Origin of the sequence: Ereboglobus luteus, assembly GCF_003096195.1 — a bacterium.
Taxonomy (GTDB): domain Bacteria; phylum Verrucomicrobiota; class Verrucomicrobiia; order Opitutales; family Opitutaceae; genus Ereboglobus; species Ereboglobus luteus.
In genome coordinates this window covers 393,883-414,328 of record NZ_CP023004.1, presented here as the reverse complement: position 1 = coordinate 414,328, position 20,446 = coordinate 393,883, and the positions used below count along the sequence as shown (strand labels likewise).

Genomic DNA, 20,446 nt, shown 5'->3' with positions numbered 1-20,446 from the left:
CCACTTAACGATCAAGAGGATGAGGCGTTGCGACGATGTGATCTTTCTTCATCTAAATGATGCATACCTAAAGATTACCTCGCCCCCTGCCAGCACCCTATTTCTGACGACCCATCAACCTATAAATCCCCGTAAAATGAACGTGAAATCACCAATAGCCGCAAAACTGGCCGTAGGCCTGCTAGTCGCTGTCATCGCTTATCCGCTTGGTTTTGCCCAGCAGGTAAAGCCCGAGCAGAGCAATGAAACGGAAGGAACAAGCGCCGCCGCCGAAGGCAAGAATGACGATATTGTCGTCATGGAAACCTTCATCGTGGATCGGGAAAGGGAGCATGGTTATCAGGCGACAAGCACGCTCGCCGGCACGCGCATGGCGACATTGCTGAAGGAGACATCAGCCGCCATCAGTGTGATCACGAAGGATTTCATGAATGATGTCGGCATCACGGACATTGCCGAGCTCGCCTCATGGGGCCCCAACACCTATGTGGACGAAAGCCATACGGAATCCAATTTTACGGAAAGTCTTGTGAGTTTTTCAAGGCCGGTCGTCACGCGCGGTTTTGTTGGCAAACAAAGCATGGCGCGCAATTATTTTATTAGCATCGTTCCCAGTGACTCGTTTGAGACGTCCTCTATCGACCTTGCATACGGACCCAATGCCGCGCTTTTTGGCGAGGGTTCGCTTGGCGGCTTGGTGAGTGTGGGCAGCAAGCGCGCGCGCCTGGATCGCAATAGCGCCGAGGTCGAGGTGCGCCCCGACACCTGGGGAGGAATGCGCACAAGCATGGACGCCAACGCCTCCATCGGCCGTTATGCGGCCATTCGCACTAATTTTCTCTACGATGACTCGAAGGGATGGCGCGACGCCCAGTTTTCCGAACGTCGGGCCACACAGATTTCCCTTACGATCCAACCGTTCAAAAACACCATGATTTCCGTCGAGTATTCCGGCGGACACGGGGAAAGCGGCGCCCCGCGCGAGAATTATCACGACGGGTATTCGACATGGTATGCCCATAGGAACTGGGACTGGAGTGATACATCGAAACTTGATAAAGATTACACTGGTATCGTTAAAAACGGCCCATACTACACCAAAGCTGACTATGATGCCATTGCCAGTGGGACCATAAAATGGGCTTCAGATTACAGATATCTTGATACAACAGGTGGAAACAATGCGGGGTTTGTCACCCCGGCTGAGCTCGGGTTGGGACGGGGTGTTGGCACCGACTCCAGTCACCTCGTGTTCATGAGCAATAACTCTTCTTATGATCCCTCCAATTATATCCCCCTCATGGATTGGCAGCCAGCCGTTCGTTCCCTCGGCCTTGGACAGAACTATCCAATCTATCCGACGGTTGCCGAAAACATGAGTGTCTATACAAACCGGGAGGATTACCCCATGTCGCTTCCGAGCAAAGAATACAGCCATATTCCGAAAAAGACCCCGTGGGGAGAGGCGGATTGGTATCTGTGGGGGGGCATGCCAACTACGCGATTGGCAATCTCGCGCTTGAAGCCGCCATGAACCTTCAGTATCGTGGATCCAAAAATTTTGTCCGGGGCGTCAACGAACTCGTTTATTATGATCTGCAGAAATATCTGCCGGAGCGCAGGGACGCCATGCCGGGAGAGGGTGTGGATGTTGATGATAATATCAATCCCAATGCCGGGCGCGCGTTTACCGACACTCAATACGCCCGCGAGTATAATCGCAAATGGGCTCGTGATTACAGATTCATGGCTGCCTATCTATTTCAATGGGGGATTATGGATCAGCGCCTTGTCGGCATCGTGGGGCGCCGCGAGGATTACACGGATCGCACCGTGAAGGGCTACGTGCGCACCAACAACGGAAGCATTGATAAAAATGAAAACCGAGTCTGGCTCCGTCGTTATCTTGATGATGGCGATGCGCCCATTTACGATGAACCCCAAAGTTTTGGCTCGTATGAAATCGATTACCTCACTTATGAGCGCCAGTTACGAAAGAGCCGCATGAACTATTATCAGGCGGCCCTTGCCGGCCGTTATTGGGATGGCATTCTTAACACTACCATCGGAATACGTCATGATGAATATAAGGAGGACATGACCGATCACCTCAATGGACGCACAGGCATCCGGGGAGGTTCGAATATTAGCATCAATCCGAATCTCCCCGATGATGATACGAATGATCCCGAGCTTCGCATCATTTGGCGCTCGAAGGATCCTGTCCGTATCAATTCCAGTGATCCCACCGCTCGTTTCCCCAACAAATTTGGCATAACCTCCAAAATGGCGGGTGTGGTTGTTTGGCCGATTAAATGGCTCGGTGTTTTTGGCAATTACTCCGAGGGTTTCACCACGGTTAATCGATCGTTGGATATCTATAATAATCCACACAAACAACCTGACAACAAGGGCATTGATCTGGGGTTGAAGTTGGAGTTCAAGTCAAATGATCGGATTGTTTTTTCCGGTCGTATCGGTTACTATAAATCCCAATCCAGCGGCCCTAGTGACATGGCAAGCGGACTTGCCTTTAATTTTGCAACCAGCACCGGCGCGAGAGGAGGCCTGTGGGATATGGCCAGAACTATGTATGAAGAGGCTTACAGAACCACGTCTGACCCGCAGTGGGATCAAAAAGCCAAGCGTGCTGACGACTATGATAAAGCCATGCAAACCTATGGAGACACCGTTGATCTGGATGTCGATGGTTGGGAGATGGACATCATGATAAACCCCACCAGAGCGTGGTCCATTGTTATTAATGGTGCTATAACTGATAATGCGCAGAACAATTCTTCTCCGGCAACCAAGGCCTATATTGCCGAGCATTCTCCCGAGTGGTATGCTCTCACCGAATTTGAATATGCAAGCGATCAGCAGAGACAGGATATGAAAAACGATTTGGCTTATGTCGACATGGTTATGCGCAATCGCGTGGACGGGCGTCCGTTGGTCGGCACGCCTGATTACACGGCCAATGTCTTCACTTCATACACATTTCTCCGCGGTCCATTAAAAGGTCTAAAAATTGGCGGTGGCGCTCAATTTGTCGGACCTCGCATTCTTGGTATTCATAAGTATTGGGATGCATCCGTGGATAATGGCGTGGATACTTCCGGTAAGAAAAAGCCCACAGGCGATTGGAAAGAAACTCCCGGATGGGGATACAAATCTGACCGTTCCATGATTTCTTCCGCCATGCTTTCCTATAACTTCAAGCTGTGGCGGCGCAACTTCCTGTTCCAAGTGAACGTCAGCAATCTCTTCAATTCCGACAAATATATATATTCCAGTGGAATCGGCAACAGCACGGCTAGCAATAATTACACTTGGCAAAAACGCGACGAAAACGGCAATCCCGTCTTCGCCGAGAATGGCAGCCCCCAGATGGAGGGAGGCAAGCAAGTACCCCAAGGCTTCCGCTATACCACACCTCGCAAAGTTACTTTCACTATCAGGGCAACATTCTAGGAGCCCTTATGAATCTATATGAAATAAACACAATATGATAGGGTGCCCTTGCTTATATTAATATCAAGGCCCCTATATTTCATTAAATAGTATAAATTATATTGCCTTCTTACCTCACGTTTAACTCGCAACACTCACCTACTATGAAATTCAAGTCCCTCACCATGTTCCGCGCTTGTCCGAGGCTTTCTGTTTTCCACTTTGGCGCACTCGTGCTTTGCCTATCCCCGCTCCTCAATGGAGCAAATCGTGATTGGGCCGGCACGGGGACCGGCGACTGGACGGATATGGGCAATTGGGCCGGGGCCGCCATGCCCGGCGCATCGGATAATGCCTATATTCAGAACACCGGAACCGCTGTCATAGATGGAGTGACGGCGGCAACCATCGGACGCATAGAAGTCGGTGGCCCCACGGCCGGGCGCAAAGGCGGGCTTGAGATACTCAATGGCGGCACATTGAACGTAAGCGGACACGTAATGTCTGGCGCGGCGGCCAACAGTCTTGGAATCGTTACCGTCAAGGGAGCCGGCTCAACGCTGGCTGGCGGCAACCTCATGTATGTTGGCCGCATTGGCACCGGTGTCTTGAACATCCTTGATGGCGGGCACGTCACCACGGTTGGCAACTTTTCCATGGGCTATGACCCGAGTGGAGGAAACAATATCCCGTCTGGTGCGAATCCCGCCGGTTATGTCACGATCAACGGTTCGAATTCATTGTTGGAAGGTAACAACGAGGGGCACATCGGATTCAGGGGCGTGGGTATTATGACGCTTGAGGATGGCGGGCGCGCCCGGTTCAGCTCGAATGTTTACATTGGAAACGGTGCCTCGGGCCGGGGTGAGCTTCACATCGGCCAAGGTTCCATGTTTACAATTAGCGGCACCAACAAGGTCTTATATGTGGGCGGAAATGCCGCCGGCATGGGACTTGTGAAGTCGCGCTCCGCCTTGCTGGCGGGTAGCGGAGTGATGGTTGCCGGTGAGGGTGGCAGTGTGAAAGTATCGCATAACGGCACGATTTCCGCCGGTGACGGTGCGGGCGCGATCGGTCAGCTAAATATTCAAGGCAATCTCAATCTTGCTTATAATGATGACTCTGGCTGGGGCCAATCAGTGGCGGGTGCCGCAACTATTCGCGTTGATCATAATAGCACCACGGCGGATTCAATTTATGTGTCCAATACGGTATTTATTGGCGAGAGTTTGAACATCGACCTCAGCTCCCTGGCCAACATCACCAATAAGGCCATTCTCTTCACGGGCAGTGACGGCACGATCATATCCGCACCGGGGTCATCTACAAAATTCACCATGAATGGCTTGGATTTCTCCGAATATGCCCGCTTGGCAGACAATCTCCCTGTGACCTCGCTGACCGTTACCGGTTCGGAAATTCTCATGTCAGTGAATTCCACGGCAACCAACAAACACCTCGTCTGGACAGGCGCGACGAACAACACTTGGAATCTCAGCGAGACCAATTGGCGTGAAGCGGGAGGCGCGGAGATGGCGTTCCTTATTGGCGACTCTGTCACATTTGGCACGCTCGACGGTATTGACAATGTGACGATTGGGCAGGATGTCGGGCAGACTGTTTCGCAACTCGCATTCATTGGCAACACCAGCTATACGCTCGAGGGCAATTATACCATCAATGGCGCGTCGGCGATCGGCCTGACAACAGGCACCTCCGGCAAGTTGCTGCTCGGCGCAAGCGGCACCGCGTTTAACGGCACGCTTACGCTCACAGGCAACAATAGTTTTGCCAGGGGCACAGAGCTTCACTCGGGCACGCTCAGTATTGCCAGAGTCGAGAGCCTCTTGCGCGCTCCTAGTTTAAATGGAGTTTCATTTATGGGCTCAGGCGCAAATACGCCGACCCTTCTCCTCACCGAGGATATGACATTCAACGCGGCAAATATGGTTTCCCATCTCAGGATCGCACCTGACAGCACAGGTGAAATCCAGATCGCACCCGGGAAAACTGTCGTCATCACTTCCGGCAGTGGTGGAACAGGCGCGGGCATCGCAAATTATGGCCAGTTTTCCATTGCAGGTGGACAGGTTGTTTTTGCTAACAACCATGCCGACGAGCAAGGAGGGGCTATAAATAATGGGATTGCAGGCGTGCTCACAATCGATGACGCGGTTTTCACCGCAAATACTTCGGGTTCTTTTGGTGGTGCTATTATTAATATTGGCGGCGGCAATCTGACCGTCGGCGTCGCCGCGACATCCACAGTCACCTACGCTGGCAATGAAGCCATGAACGGCGGCGCGGTTGCTGACGCCGCCGCGGGCGGTTTCCTATATGTGAAGGCAAGTGGCGGAATCACGACTCTCGATGTCGCCGGACATGTAACAATCGGTGGGGACGATGCCGCTGTTACCGGCGCCGATTCCATTGCCAGCAGCGATGCCAATTCTGTGATCACAAAAACCGGCGAGGGCACGATTGTCCTCAATGCTGACAACACGCATTACACGGGCACGTTCAACCACAATGCCGGCGTGGTGCAGTTCAATAATGCGAGCGCTCTTTTCGGCGGCGCGGTCAATGGCAGCGGCACGCTGGTATTCAACAACACCGGCCATAACTTGGATTTTTCCTCGGGCGATTTCCACGGAACCTTGCGCCTGCAAGGCGATGGCGCCGGTGCCAGCTACGATATGGATACGGTTGCCGCCTCCACACGCTCGATTCTGGCAAATTCACATCTTCAATTGGGCACCAACGGCACCTTGTCGATTGGCAGCGGCTCCTATGGAATAGGCGGTCTCGATTTTGCCGGTGGCGCCTTGCGCACGGAGATGAGCGGACTTGCTTTTACGGGCACATTAAAAATCAACGGCGTGCTTGGTTTCACCGATCCGCAGGCCAGCAAGATCATTGTGGACAACATCGCACCGGGAGGCTCCCTGGCCAGTTTAGGCGCGCGCTCCGGCAGCGTGTTTTCAATGGATGATGCCGGTTCCGATGCAATATTACTCATGGCCGCCGACTCGATTGCGGGGCACACCGACAAGGCGATCGGTTTATATGCTAGCAATGGCGTTACCCGGATCGATACCGCGTTTCAACAGACTTGGGGCGATTATGCGATCGCCACTTTTGAAAATATGGCCCTTGCCCACACAGGCAGCGCGGGCGCGGGGCTTTATATGGATTCAGTGCTGACGAAAGTGGACATTCAGAGCGGGCGCACATTGACGCTCACCGCCGACAGCACGTCGGACAATACGCTCAACGCCATCATTTCCGGGGATGGCGAACTCGCCATCGATGCCTCGGTCGGCGCCGTTACCTTGGGCGGGGTCAACACGCACTCCGGCGTCACGCGCGTCGTCAATGGAACCTTGCGGCTTGCCGCCGCCGATGCCCTTGGTGACACATCCGATCTCATCCTTTCGCAAAACACCGTTGCCGAACTTGCGGGCGATTCACTGTTTGGCAACGCCCAGACCATTGGCGCCTACACCGGCGCGGCCGGCGCAAAGCTCAGCCTCGGCAGCGGCACGCTCACCGTGACCGATGCCAAGGGCACGGGGTTGTTTGTTGATAACGGCGCGACGACCGATTTTGGCTCCGCCTCGTCGCTTGTCCTTGACGGTGGCACGATTTCGGGCGCGCTGACCGCCTCGGCTGACAATACCAGTCAACTCACCCTGCGCAGCAACACGCTCACCATCAGTTCTGCAAACACGGACTTGAACATAAACACGACCGTTGCCGCGGACGCCACGCTTCGCCTCACCGATGGCGGCGCGCTTGGCACAGGAACCATCGCGTTTGGCGGCACGCTCGAACTCGCCGCCGACGGTGCGAATACCTATTTCAACAACCGGCTCGCGGGCAGCGGAACGATAATGAAAACCGGCACGGGGGCGATGACGGTCGCCCAATCCAACCCGGGGCTGAACGTTCAGGTGAACATTGCCGAAGGGCGCCTCATTGCGGACGAACTCGATGCACTCGGTTCCAGCAAGATCAAGGCAGAGGCTGGCGGCATCATCGAATTCAGCGGCACGGGCACGCTTTCCAATGAAATTACCGGCGATGGCATGCTCGCGTTTTCCAACAATGCTGAGGTGACGATCAACCGCGCATATAATCTGCCGCAAATTGAAATCAGCAGCGGAGCCAAGCTGATTGCCAGCCACACTTCCGCCTTGGGCGGCACCAACAGCAAGATTCACGTCACCAGCAATGGCGCGCTCATTATCAATACGTATGACAATGCCACGCGCACTTTCGCGCTTGGTGAAATCACCCTTACTGATCGTGGACGCCTCCGCTTCACTTCTGCCGGCACTACTTTCCGCAGGGCGACCATTGAAAAACTTTTGGGCTCCGATGGTATCCTTGAGTTCAATGTCGACTTCAAGGCCGTGCGCGATCACGCCATCGCATCGCTTTCGCCCGTGATGCCCGTTGGCCGCGCCGCCAATCACGTCACGGTATTGACCGCCGGAAGCGGCACGCACGGTGTGTATATCAATAGCGCCAATCCCGAGTATTTCGCGCCGATGGACGGTTCATACACGCCATTGATCGACACCGCCGAGGGGGACGCGACGCGTTACCACTTGGTCGATGTCAATGGATCACCGATTTCCCACTATGAATCTGGTCTTGTCGCGTTGCAGTTGGTCAAGGGCGGCGAGGATGAGTCCACCTACACGGATAATTTTAACCGGTGGTATCTTGCAGACAGCGGCTTGGGCGCCACCGCGGATGCGGTTATTGGTTCGGCGGCAATGGCCGGCAAAGACTGGCATTATTCGCTCGATGCACTGTATTTGCGCATGGGCGAGATTCGCGCCGATTTGGATGAGTTTAAGCCGGGTGAATCCAAGGGCACGATTTGGGCGCGCGGGCGCAGCTCCCTGCTCAAGGTGAATCACAAATTGCTGGGCAGGTCCTTTGAGCAGACCAACGACGGCATAACCGCGGGCGCGGACCGCGCCTTTGCCATCAAGGACAGCATGGTTTTGTTTGCGGGTGCGTTTGTCGATTTCGGCTGGGTTGACCGCGATTTCTATAATTTTGGTTCGGGCGACAGCAACTCGTATGGCATCGGCCTTTATGCCACAATGCTTCACAAAAGCGGTTGGTATGGCGACCTTGCGCTGAAGGCCGATCGCACGAAGAACAGTTTCGATACGCGCACGGTTGATAACAGGATGACCCATGCCAGCTACAACAGCAACGCGGAAGGGTTTTCCATCGAGTTCGGGCGGCGCAGCCACTTGATAAGCGAATGGTGGTTTGAACCCTCGATTCAAATGGCCATGGTTTGGCTCAACGGGGCGAACTATGACGCGAAAACATTTGAGTCCTCCCTTCCCGTGAAAGTGGACGGCTCCCGTTCAACCCAATACCGCGGCGGTTTGCGGGTGGGGCGCTCATTCGGACGGTGGAATCCCTACGCCAAAATCTTTTGGGCGAAGAGCGACACCGGTGGCGGCACAGTCCATGCATACACACGCGATTTTAATGCGTCACTTAATGAATGGCGATTCGAGTGCGGCTTTGGCATGAGCGTGAGACTTACCGAAAAGGCCTCTGTGTATTTGGATTATGAATACGCAACCGCCAGCGCATACGAGCGGCCCTGGAGCGTCAACCTCGGCTGGCGCACGCTTTGGTAAGCGTTCGATTGTTTGGGCGGGGCGGTTTGGATACCGTCTCGCAAATATGAAAAATTGTAATCAAGGCGTGCTCGTTTGCAGCGGGCGCGCTTTGTTGTCCTTATATCAATTAAACTATTCGCCGCATGATGCACCGGATTTTTCGCCCCCGTCTTGTTGTCACGTTCGCTTTGATTCTTGCCGCGCGCGCGGTTCTTCTAGCCGCGCCCGATGTGATTCGTCGTGACGGCTGGTCTTATGATCGCGCGGATTTTCTCGCGTCGGCGGAAAAAATTGCAGCGGCGAAATCAGCGCGCGGTGGCGTCCGCCTTGCCGGCTGGGTTGAGTTTGATGTCAATGTTGCGAAATCCGGCTGGTATGAGCTTCTCATTGGCGGGATCACGCCCGAGTGGCCGCGCGATCTTTATGTCGATGGCGCGCTCATCTATCGGCTTGGACGGGCGACAGCCGCCGATGCGCTTCCAAACGCCGCGGCGCATGGTGTTCAGTTCAAGGACACTGACCTGTATTTGTCCGCCGGAAGTCACACATTGCGTTTTCGCCGCCAGCGAGAGCCGGGCGCGCAGCCCGGTGTTTGGGAACTCCGTCCGTCGGCATCCGGCGATGACGCCGCGGCGATTCGTGTTGAGGTCGCGGGGCCCCGCATTGTTGATCCGGGCGAGCCGGTCATGCTTCGTGTCACCGGTGGCGGCACGGGGCGCGCTTCCACCTACACGCTGTTTTTGCGCGATGAGGTTGCCGATGTTGTTTCCGCCACGCCTTGCGCCACGGTTGCGTTTTCCGCGTCTGTGAAACCAGAAACACGCGACGTCCCGGTCACGCTTGCCGGACACGGACTCTATACAATCATCGCCCGCAGCGGCGATCACGAGTTGCGTCCGTCGGAATTCAAAGTCGGTCGCCTGCTTGCCACCAAGGGCGCCGGCAGCGCGCGTCCGATAAATTTTGCTCCCCCGGTTTCCGGGAAATCCCCGCTGCTCGCCGCGCCTTTTTGCAACGGCGCCGTGCTTCAGCGCGACAAGCCTCTCCCTGTTTGGGGATGGGCCGCGCCCGGTGACAAAATCACCGTGACTTTTGCCGGCCAAACTGCCGCCGCGATTGCCGGCGCCGACGGATTGTGGCGCGCCACTCTTGCGCCGATGGAGGCCAGTTCCGCGCCGGGGGAATTGGAGGTGATCGCGGTTTCATCGAAAACGGGGGCGGAAACCCAAAGGCAAAAAATCACCGATGTGTTGATTGGCGAGGTGTGGCTGCTTTCCGGCCAGTCGAACATGGGGGGCTCGCTCAACACCAGCACGGGCGGGCTCGAACGCGCGCGCGCGGCCGATTACCCCGATGTCCGCATGGCAATGATTCACGGATCCAAAACGGAGCGCCAGCTTGCCGGAGCCTCGTGGATATCCGCCGTCTCTCACGGCGACCCCAAAAACATGGAGCGGTGGGTGGCCATTCACTATGCGTTTGGCGCTGACTTGCGCGAGAAACTGGGCGTTCCCATCGGCCTCGTTTCCGCCAATCGCGGCGGCACGTGCATTTCCACATGGACGGGACTCGACACGCACCGCGCGGAGCCCGCCTTTGCCCCCTTGCTTGCAAATTATGAGGAGGGCATTGCGGAAAATCTTCCCGAGATTCTTCATCTCGAAAATATCGCTAGTTACCTCAATGCCTGGAAAAAGAAAGGACGCCCCGATCCGGGTCCCAAACTTGCCGCGCCGCGTTTTAACAACAACGCCCCGGCATTTTGTTATCGCGAGCTCATAGAGCCGCTCGCGCCCTTCGCGATTCGCGGTGTGCTTTGGTATCAGGGCGAGGCTGACGGCAACGCGGCCGCCGCGTATCGCTCGCGCTTTCCCGCGATGATTCGCGACTGGCGCGCGCTCTGGTCGGATGCGGCGCTTCCTTTTATCTTTGCGCAGATTTCATACAGCGGGGGCAAACCCGCGAACATCGCTCCCGGCGACACTGGCCAGGGCGAAGTCCGCGAGGCGCAAACACTCGCGCTTTCCGTGCCGCGCACGGCGATGATCGCGACGATCGACCTGATGACTCCGTCCGATGATGTGCATTATAAAAACAAACTGCCGGTCGGGCATCGTTTTGCGCGCGCCGCGCTGTCCAGCGTTTACGGTTTCAAAAACATCGCGGCGAGCGGTCCGTGCTACAAAAGCATGACCGTCGAAAACGGCGCGATCCGCTTGTTGTTTGACCATGCCGCCGGTTTGAAAACGAACAACGGCGGCGCGCCCGGCGGCTTTGCGATTGCGGGTGCGGATAAAAAATGGGCGTGGGCCGACGCGCGCATTGAGGGCGACTGCATTGTCGTAAGTAGTCAGAAAATTTCAAAGCCTGTTGCCGTTCGTCATGGCTGGTCCGCGTATCCTTGCGGCACCAATGTCATCAACGGTGACGACCTTCCCTTGCCGACTTTTCGCACCGACGACTGGCCCATGCTCACCGCGGGAAAATTCGGTTTCGAACTTCGCTAAAACCTCCTCATTTATTTTTAACCAATGACAAGACTCACGCACCTTGCACTTCCCCTGTTTCTCCTCTGTGTTTCGGCGTCGTCCGCCGCGTTTGGCGGCGATGTTATCCGTCGCGCGGGTTGGAGCGCGGACCGCTCCGACCTCGGATGGGCCACCGGTGTGGATGCCGACGCGCAGCGCGCCGCGGGCACTATGACGGGCATCGCCGGCTGGCTTGAATACGATTTCGAAGTGGCCGCGCCGGGCGGGTGGCACGAGCTCTGGTTGCGGGGAATGCCGCTCGAATGGACCCGCGAAGTCTGGCTCGACGGCCGGCCCGTGAGCTGGCTTTCCTCGTCTGTCGCAGCCGATGTCGAGGCCGGAAAAAAATACGATCGTCGCACGTCGTGGTTTAAGGAAAAGAATCTCCATCTTGCGCCGGGCAAACACACGCTCCGTCTTCGGCGCACCATCTGGTATCACGAGCTTCCGGACTCCTGGGAATTGCGCCCGTCCGATCCTCGCTCGCTCGCGGGCAATGCGCGTGTTGTCATTCCCGTGACTGTTGCCGAGGCCTCGCGTCCGTCGGAGCAAAACGTCGTTCGTGCCAATGAGCCTGTCACGTTGAGGATCGAGGGCGGGGCGCCCTTGGTTCCGCTCGCATACGAGATCGTCGCCATTGATGAAACCAGCGACGCCGCGGCCGATGCATCGGGTGTTCCCGCGCCCGCGGCCAAGGCGAAGCCCGTTTTTCTCGGACGCATCCAATTTCCAGCCACGGATGAACCGGTTGTCAAAACCGTCGCCATTTCGTTTCCCCGCCAAGGTGTCTTTCGTGTCGTTGCCCGCGATCCCAAGACAAAAAAACTCCTGCGGCCCGCCGATCTGAAGGCGGGGCTTTTCATCGCAATCGACACGGCGAACCGCCCCGCGTATGCCACGGGGGCTTCGGGTGACACGTCCTATCGCACGATCATCGACATCGACTGCGCGAGCGCGCCCGAGCCCGGTCAGTATTTTGAAAAGGCGGGCCCGGCGATCTTGGTTGATTCGCCGGCCGGGCGTTATCGCGAAAGCACCGGACACGGCGCCGTGCCTGCGTGGGGCACCGACGGCTTTTCCTACAAGTTCGATATTCCCGAGGCGGGGCGCCTCTACCGGCTCCGCGTCGATTATCCCGACAATGACCGCCGCACCATGGGCTTTTGGGTCACCGACAACACCATGTCCGCCGCCAACGCCACCGGTGTCATCAACACGGGCGGCATAGAAACGGGGGACCGTTATCCGGTCACCGGGCGCATGCTTACGCACGAGGCGTTCTTCTATCCGCTCCGGACAAAGGATCTCGTCATCGCCGTCGTCAACCTTGTGCCCGGGCTCAAGGCCGCCGCATCCCGCATACGTATTGACATTGTGGATACACCGCTTCCTCCCGCGCCCCCCGGGTCGAATCGCGGACGGGAATTCGGATACTGGTTCGAGGAAAACGGCCGCTGGCTTCGTTTCTTCGGCGGTGAAAAGCAGAGCCCTTCCGAGCATCTCAAGACGCTCGAGCGCTACGCGCAGACGCTCAATCACCTTGGCGCGAACCTCATGTTTCCGACCGTCAACATTTATCAGGGCATCCATTATCCGACGCGCATCATGGACGGATATGCGTCCGTGCAGCTCAATGAAACCCGGCTCGCGGCCCTCGTGGCCGAGCGGCATGGCTGCCGCATCATTCCCGAGCTTTTCCCGACCGGGCAGACTTGGTTCGACCGTCGCGTCATGGGCTTGAAGCTCGACAAAACCGCGCCCGGCGGCGTCGAGTTCATGACACCAGAGGCGCGCGACATCGTGCTTCGCAATCGCGACGGTCAGCTCAAGTGCGCGTGGGAGGATTTTGTTTACAACCCGCTTCATCCCCGCGTGCAGCAAATGTATGCCGACATAGTCGGTGAAGTTGCCGACATGCTTGGCGACAGCCCCGCCTTTGCCGGCATAGCAACCCGCCTCATGTTCACATGGCAGTTTCAAGCCTGGGGTGCGCTGCCCGGGCTCGACTGGGGTTACGACGACTGGACCATCGGCGAGTTTGCGAGGGAAACTGGCGTTGCCGTTCCGACCGCCGCCGACACGCAATCGCCGGATCGTTTTCGGAAGCGTTACACGTTTCTCGTGCGCGGGGACGCGGAGGCTCGCGAGCGCTGGCTCTCGTGGCGCTGCGACCGCCTGTTTGCATTTCACCAAAAACTTCGCGACCGCATACGCCAGGCTCGCGCCGACGCCGATCTCGTCATCACGTATTACCGTCAGGATCCCGGCGCGGTTTATTCGCGCGATCTCATAGGCCAGATGCGCGAGCAGGGAATCGACGAACCGCGCTACTCGGACGAACCCGGCATCCGCTTCATCGCGAGCATTCCTTACGGGCGCCGTTATTCCACGCCCCTTGCCGATGCCGACGCTTCCGATCCGCTTTGGGCGGCGGACATCAAAAAAATCAATTTAGACTCGCGCACCGCCGCGTTCACCGGGCGCTATTTCGAGGTGAACAGACACTTCGGATGGGAGCCGTTCGGCGCGCGCAAGGGAGTCGCCGCTTTCGACGCCTGCCTTCCGACCACGGCCAACGAACTTGAACTGTATTCACTGATGCTCGCCGATCAGGATCCGTCGCTGATCATGACCGGGGGCAACGGCTGCATGTTCGGCACGCCTGAAATTGTGCGGCCCTTCCTTCGCGAGTATCGCGCGATTCCCAATGCGCGCTTCGAGCGACTTCCCGGCGCGGTCGATCCCGTGGCCGTGTGGCACCATCGCGCGAACGACGGCACCGTTTGGTTCTACGCGGTCAACCGCCTCCCGGTTCCCGTGACCGCGACCTTCGCGCTTGATGGCAAGGCCCCCGATGTTCGCACGGCCGCCGATGATCACAAACTGCAAACAGCAAACTCCGCGCTCCGGGTCGTGCTTGAGCCGTTTATGTTGCGCGCCTATCGCATGACTGGCGCGGCGCTTGTGGGTTGCCGCTTCGAGACACCGGCGGACTACGTTGAAAAACTGCGTCCGCAAATTGAGGGCGCGCGTCGCATGCGCGAGGATATCGCCGCGAGGCGCATCGTCCCCGAAGCGTCGTCCGTTGATGCGCGGGAGGCAATCGCACAACTCGACACCGCGGTCGCCGCATTCGAGGAAGGACGTTATTGGACCGCGCGAGGCCAGCTTACCCGCCTCGCCGCCACTCGATTCGAATACACCAGCGGGCGTTACATTCCCGGTGTTCTCAATCGCAGCGAACAGCCGGGTGTTCCAAACTTTACCGATGCTCCGCCGCGTTCATTGCAAACCGTGCTCGACGGTCATCCGGGCGCGGTTCGCGATGCGCGCGACATGGCGTTTGACGAGGCAACCGGCACGCTCTGGGTGGCCGTGCCCGAAGGGCTTTCCGCTTATGACGGATCGACAGGCAAATGGAAACGCGACCTGACGGTGTTCGCCCCCCATGCTTTCGAGGCCGGCCTCGTGCAGCATCCCGCGCTTCCGCGACCGAATGCCGATCCCGTCGAGGCGGTCCGTATTTATACAACGGATACAAATGCGGCCCCGCTTCTTCTCATAAAACAAGGGGCGCAGATCTCGCTTCTCGATCCCGTGAGCGGGCGCGCAAGAAAGACCGCCTATGGCGAGCCGCTCACCATGCCCGCCGCCAAACCGCTGCCGAAAAATGTCGCAGAGCTTGCGAAAAAAATCACCGCGACCGACGGGGGCCGCAGCCTTGGAGGATTCACGCAGCTCAAGTCCCGCGATGGCGCGCTTTATTACATCGCGCACAACAAACTCATGCGCATGACGCCGCCCGGTGGGGTGCCCGAGGTTGTTTTTGATCCGCCGGCATCCTTCAAAAAATCTCGGCAGGCATTCGAGGCGTTCGCATTTGCCAAAAACGGCGACCTCTACCTCGCCTCGCATTGGAACGGCTCGGCGTGCGGTGTGAATGTGTATCGCTGCGCTAAAAACCCCGGTGGCGCCGGATGGGCTTCGCCGGAATACCTGAACAACGGCAAGCCGCTCGCCGCCGGCGCGGGCTATGTTGCCGCCGATCTCGCATTTGATGACGCCGGCAACATTCTCGTTCTCGGCGCCAATCCAAGCGGCGATCCCAAGAAGCCGGATACGCACGCCCTTTGCCGTTGGAATCCCGCATCGGACGCCGCACCGCAAGTGCTCGTCGATTTCGGCAAACTCGACACCGGCTCCGGCGAGCTTGGCCTGCATGTGCTGGCGAACGGCGATATTATCGTTGCCGGCGGCCATGCGCGCGCGCTTTGGCGAATTTCACCCGCGGGCGAAATCCTGTGGGAAACGCGCCGCCAGCGCGCCGCGCCTCCCGGCTACACCGACTTGCGCTGCCCGCTTGGTGTCACTGCCGACGGTTCCGGCAACCTTTGGGTGAGTGATCCCACCCGCCACCAGTTGCTGCGCTTCGATGCCGCGACAGGAAAGCTGAAACAGGCATACGGCAGTTTTGCCGACCGTCCATTCACGGGGACGGACACTCATTTTGCCCTCAACCAACCCGCTGGCGTTGCCACATTCAAGGATGCCGGCGGCATCGAATGGCTCTACATCGCCGACATCGGAACGCGCCGGCTGCTGCGGTTTCCAGTGAATAAAAAATAGCATCCCATGCCCTTCGGCATTTGGATTTTGGTAGGGCGAACCCTCCGGGTGAGCCGTTCATGGACTCGGCTCACCCGGAGGGTTCGCCCTACCTTGAACAGCTTGGATATAATATTATTTTTATAATATACATCAAATTGCAGATTATAAATAATCACTCGATTTTTTCGGCGACCGCCTGCGCCTTCAGGCAAAGCTCGGCGGCCTTGAATGCGTGGGCTTGGGTCATAGCGTTTTCGGTGCGGTTTAGGCAGTCGAGTATGAGCTGGCCGAAGAAACGATAGCCTGCCTTGCCGGCGACGTTGATGTGGTGCTCTCCCTTGTCGTCCACCAAATATACATGGTCGCCGGTCTTGTCGCGGGCGACGTCTATGTATTTGCGCAATTCAATGTAACCTTTTGTGCCGAGGATGATCGTGCGCCCGTCGCCCCAGGTGCCGAGGCCGTCGGGGGTGAACCAGTCGACGCGAATGTAGTTTGTCGCGCCGTTGTTTCCGATGAGTGTTGACTGGCCGAAGTCCTCAAGCTCGGGAGTGTCTGGATTGTTATAGTTGGCGACGCTGGCTTGGACAACGCTGGCATCGGTCGCCCCGGTGTAATGGAGAAATTGCTCGTATTGATGGCTGCCGATGTCGCAAAGGATTCCGCCGTATTGCTCTTTTTTGAAAAACCACGCGGGGCGCGTCGGTTTGTTAAGGCGGTGCGGCCCGAGCCCGATGACTTGGATGACGCGGCCAATGGCGCCTGATTGGACGAGGTCGCTTGCGTAGGTGGCGGATTCGACATGCAGGCGTTCGCTAAAATACACCATGTATTTGCGGGCGGTGCGCGCGACGGCGACCTTGGCGTCGTCGAGTTGGGGCAGGGTGGTGAAGGGCGTTTTGTCCGTGAAGTAATCCTTGCCGGCGTCCATGACACGTATGCCGATGGGGCCGCGTTGATTGGGGATCGCTGCGGCGGCGACGAGCTTGATGTCGGGTTGATCCAGAATCTCGTCGATCGAGCGGGCGACGTGCGTGCCGGGGTATTTTTGCTGAAACGCCTCAACTTTTTTCGGATCGGGATCGTAAACCCATTTCAGTTCCGCGCCGGCCTCGATGAGACCGTTGCACTGGCCGTAAATGTGTCCGTGGTCGAGGTGCGCGGCGGCGAAGGCGAACTCGCCGGGCTTGACCACGGGCGCGGGTTTGCCTTGCGGGGCGTAATTCATGCCGTCGGATTTTTGATGTGTCATAAAAAGCAGCGGGATTGTTTTGCCGAACGCCTTGTAATCGCAAGATCCGGGATGCGGTTATATTGTGCGATGCCTACCAGTTGTCGCTCCGGAATGGGCCGGCGGGAAGCGCGGCCGCGTTGTAGAGACTGGCTTCCGGCGCGTTGAACCAGGCGTAGCGCACGGCGACGGGCGCGGGGACCTTGGTTGATGTCACGATCACGGTATCGTTTTCCACGCGGGCCTCGGCGGGGTGAAATTCCTTGTCCGCCCCGGCGAGTTGAAAGGCCGTCGCGGAGTGTTTGCGCAAAACAAGTCCCTTCGCGCCCGTGGAAAAATGCACGCGCATTGCCGCGCCCTCGCGGGACGCGCGATCGAAAACCGGTCCCGTGCATTCGACTGGTTCGCCGTAAACCAGGGCGCGCGCGAGCAGTGCGAGCCGGAGTCCGACGTCCTGTTTATTCTTGGGATGGATGTCCTCGACGTCGCCGATGTCGATTGTCACGGCCTGTCCCGTCGCCGGCAGTGAAAGCGTTTGTGTTTGCGCTTCGCGCAGTCGCGCCCAGTCGGTTTCCGCCGGATCACCGGATTTAAAATTGGGAAGCTGCACCCATAGGAACGGGATGTTTCCCTGTCCGAAATCCTCGCGCCATTGTTTTATCATTGCCGAAAACAAAGGATTATATTCCTCCGGCCGGCCGGCGTTCATTTCGCCCTGATACCACAGCACGCCGCGCAGGGCATAGGGGATGAGCGGATGGATGGAGCCGTTGTGAAGTCCTGACGGCGTGTATTTGTGGCCGGGTCCAATGGGTGGATTGATGCGCGGGAACACGGGCTTGGATTTGTCTTCTTGTTGCGCCCCAGCCTTGGCGCGTCGTTGCATTTCCGCGTCGTATTCGGCTTTTTTTGCGGGATATTCGTCGAGTATTTGTTGCCAGCGTTGCGTGATGACGGCGAAGGCGGGATTGTCCGTAAGCGTTTTGTCGGGCATCCAGCCCTCGATGATGCCGCCGCCCATTGAGCTGTTGACGAGGCCGACGGGCACGCCGAGGCGCGGTTGCATTTCGCGGGCAAAAAAATAACCCGCGGCAGTGAAATCGCCCGCGGTTTCCGGCGAGGCGGATTTCCATCCGCCGGTCGGGACGGTGTCCATCGGCGTTTTGGCGACGCGCTGTTTGATGGAGATGTGGCGGATGAGCGGGTTGTTGGCGGAAGCGATTTCCCGCTCGGCGTTTTGCGCCTGCTTTACCGGCCATTCCATGTTGGATTGTCCCGAACAGAGCCAGACTTCGCCGACGAGAATGTCGCGCACGCGGATGGTTTGCCGTCCGCCGCCGTCCGATACGGAGACAATCATATCTTCCGGTTCGCTTGACGCGGAAAGCGGTTTGAGCCACGCGGTCCAGCGTCCGTCGGCTTCCGCGATTGCGGTGGCTGTTTGTTTTTGAAACGAAACGGTGACTTGCGCGTCCGGATCCGCGCGTCCCCATACCGGCACGGGTTTGTCGCGCTGGAGCACGGCGTGATCGGCAAAAAGTGGCGCGAGCGCAATCTCCGCGCGCGCAATGCCGGCGATGCAAACGAGCAAGGCGAAAAAAGTCGCAAGCAGGCTCGCGCGATTGTGGTTACGCAGAGTTCCGGGCATATTAATATACGGTGATCATTTTACGGGTGAGATCCGCAACGTGTGTTTAACCGGCGCGAGCAGCGATTTGGTCGCGGCATAATAGTCCGCGGCTTTTTGCACAACCATCCGGCGGCGGGGGGCGTCCAGCCTTGCCTCTTCGGGGAAATGTTTGGCCCAGGCGTTGAGCGAATGGAGCAGGATGCGCACGCCGTCGGTTTCGTAATCTTGCTGAATGCGCGCGGCGGCGATTACCCGGGCGAAGTTTTCGCAAAAAGGATTGTCCAAAAAATCAGCGGCGAGATTGATGCCCTTTTCCAACTCCGCGGCGGAATAGACGCGCGAATGCCCGCCCCACGTGACGCGCATTTTTTGCGCGGGGGCGTTTTTCACGACAAGCATGAGGCGGTTGAGTTCTTCGTTGAAGGGGATGATGTCGAGAATCGAGCGGGCGGTCGGGGCGCGCTCTTGCGGATCCTCGGGGAAACAATACGGATAACGCGTCGATTCGATTTCGATAGCCGCGCGGGTGTTCGAAAGGATGCGATGGCCGTCCGTCGTCTGCGCGCGCCCGGTGGCGCAATCCCATGTGAGCGTGCCGATGGTGCCATCGCAACCGAGCGCCTTGAGCAGCGTGTAGGCGATGATGAGATGGCCGTTCGATCCCGGGTGCACGCCGTCGTCTCCCGCGACTTGATAATCCCATCCCTTTGCCGCCTTGGCTCGTTTCATGGCGTCGGTCATGATGCCGTTCACGTCGGCGAACCGGACTTTGTTTTTCTCCGCGACGTCCCGGGCAATGTCGCCAAGCATGGAAAGCGTCGGGTTGTAAGCCTCGGGGGTGTTGCGCTTGAAGGTGACCGGATCGACCGGTGGCGGCGAGGCTATGATGATTTCGCGCACGCCGATTTCCCTGAAACTTTTGACCATGTCCTCGAGCGATGTGCGAAAACGCTGGATTCGGTCCGCGGCCTTGTCCGCCGCGAGATACCCGCCGTCGTTCATGCCGTAGAGCGTGGTCGCCACCTGCGGGGCGAACGGGCCGACATTTTGCGGAATGCGCTCCAGGAATCCCCACGTGGTGTCGCCATTCCAGCCAAACTGCACCATCTCCAGGTTCGCGGCTGGCTGGCACGCCATCAAATACAATTCCATGTATATGCTATAACGTTTCTGCTCCGTTATGGAATCACCGCATACGGCGACATGATCGCCGGGGCGCAGAAGGTTCGCCGGCCCGGCGGCGTGAAGCAGTGATGCTGTCGTGAATGCGGCAAGGGCCGCGAGGATGGCGCGGGGCAGGGCGGGTTTTTTTAGGGGGAGCTTCATGGATTCGTGT

8 protein-coding genes are annotated in these 20,446 nt (G+C 57.8%); 5 read left to right on the top strand and 3 right to left on the bottom strand.

Features of this window, described 5'->3' with window-relative positions; all coding sequences use genetic code 11:
• Positions 1 to 136: 136 nt before the first annotated feature.
• The 5 genes from CKA38_RS01660 (at position 137) to CKA38_RS01640 (ending at position 16,267) form a co-directional block, all read left to right on the top strand.
• On the top strand, positions 137 to 1,534 hold the full coding sequence (locus CKA38_RS01660) for a TonB-dependent receptor (protein ID WP_108823946.1): 1,398 nt from the start codon (positions 137 to 139) through the stop codon (positions 1,532 to 1,534).
• The gene (locus CKA38_RS01655; RefSeq protein ID WP_108823945.1) at positions 1,531 to 3,474 is read left to right on the top strand and encodes a porin family protein; all 1,944 of its coding nucleotides are present in this window, start codon (positions 1,531 to 1,533) and stop codon (positions 3,472 to 3,474) included. The genes CKA38_RS01660 and CKA38_RS01655 overlap by 4 nt, the downstream gene beginning before the upstream one ends.
• 212 nt (positions 3,475 to 3,686) lie before the next feature.
• The gene (locus CKA38_RS01650) at positions 3,687 to 9,131 is read left to right on the top strand and encodes an autotransporter outer membrane beta-barrel domain-containing protein (protein WP_161554658.1); all 5,445 of its coding nucleotides are present in this window, start codon (positions 3,687 to 3,689) and stop codon (positions 9,129 to 9,131) included.
• Between the two features lie 125 nt (positions 9,132 to 9,256).
• Entirely contained in the window at positions 9,257 to 11,620 is a 2,364-nt protein-coding gene (locus tag CKA38_RS01645; protein ID WP_108823943.1) for a sialate O-acetylesterase, read from the top strand.
• Positions 11,621 to 11,644: 24 nt separating this feature from the next.
• Positions 11,645 to 16,267, top strand: a complete 4,623-nt coding sequence (locus CKA38_RS01640; RefSeq protein WP_108823942.1) for an NHL repeat-containing protein — start codon at positions 11,645 to 11,647, stop codon at positions 16,265 to 16,267.
• Positions 16,268 to 16,421: 154 nt separating this feature from the next.
• Here CKA38_RS01640 and CKA38_RS01635 read toward each other — a convergent pair whose 3' ends face one another.
• The 3 genes from CKA38_RS01635 to CKA38_RS01625 form a co-directional block, all read right to left on the bottom strand.
• Positions 16,422 to 17,501, bottom strand: coding sequence for a Gfo/Idh/MocA family protein (locus CKA38_RS01635; RefSeq protein WP_108823941.1), 1,080 nt, complete (start codon positions 17,499 to 17,501; stop codon positions 16,422 to 16,424).
• Positions 17,502 to 17,574: 73 nt separating this feature from the next.
• Positions 17,575 to 19,071 carry a sialate O-acetylesterase gene (locus CKA38_RS01630; RefSeq protein WP_236919097.1) on the bottom strand — a complete coding sequence of 499 codons (1,497 nt, stop codon included), beginning with the start codon at positions 19,069 to 19,071 and terminating at the stop codon, positions 17,575 to 17,577.
• A 72-nt stretch (positions 19,072 to 19,143) separates the two neighbouring features.
• Complete coding sequence (locus CKA38_RS01625; RefSeq protein ID WP_161554657.1) at positions 19,144 to 20,436, bottom strand: SGNH/GDSL hydrolase family protein; 1,293 nt, start codon at positions 20,434 to 20,436, stop codon at positions 19,144 to 19,146.
• Positions 20,437 to 20,446: the final 10 nt, after the last annotated feature.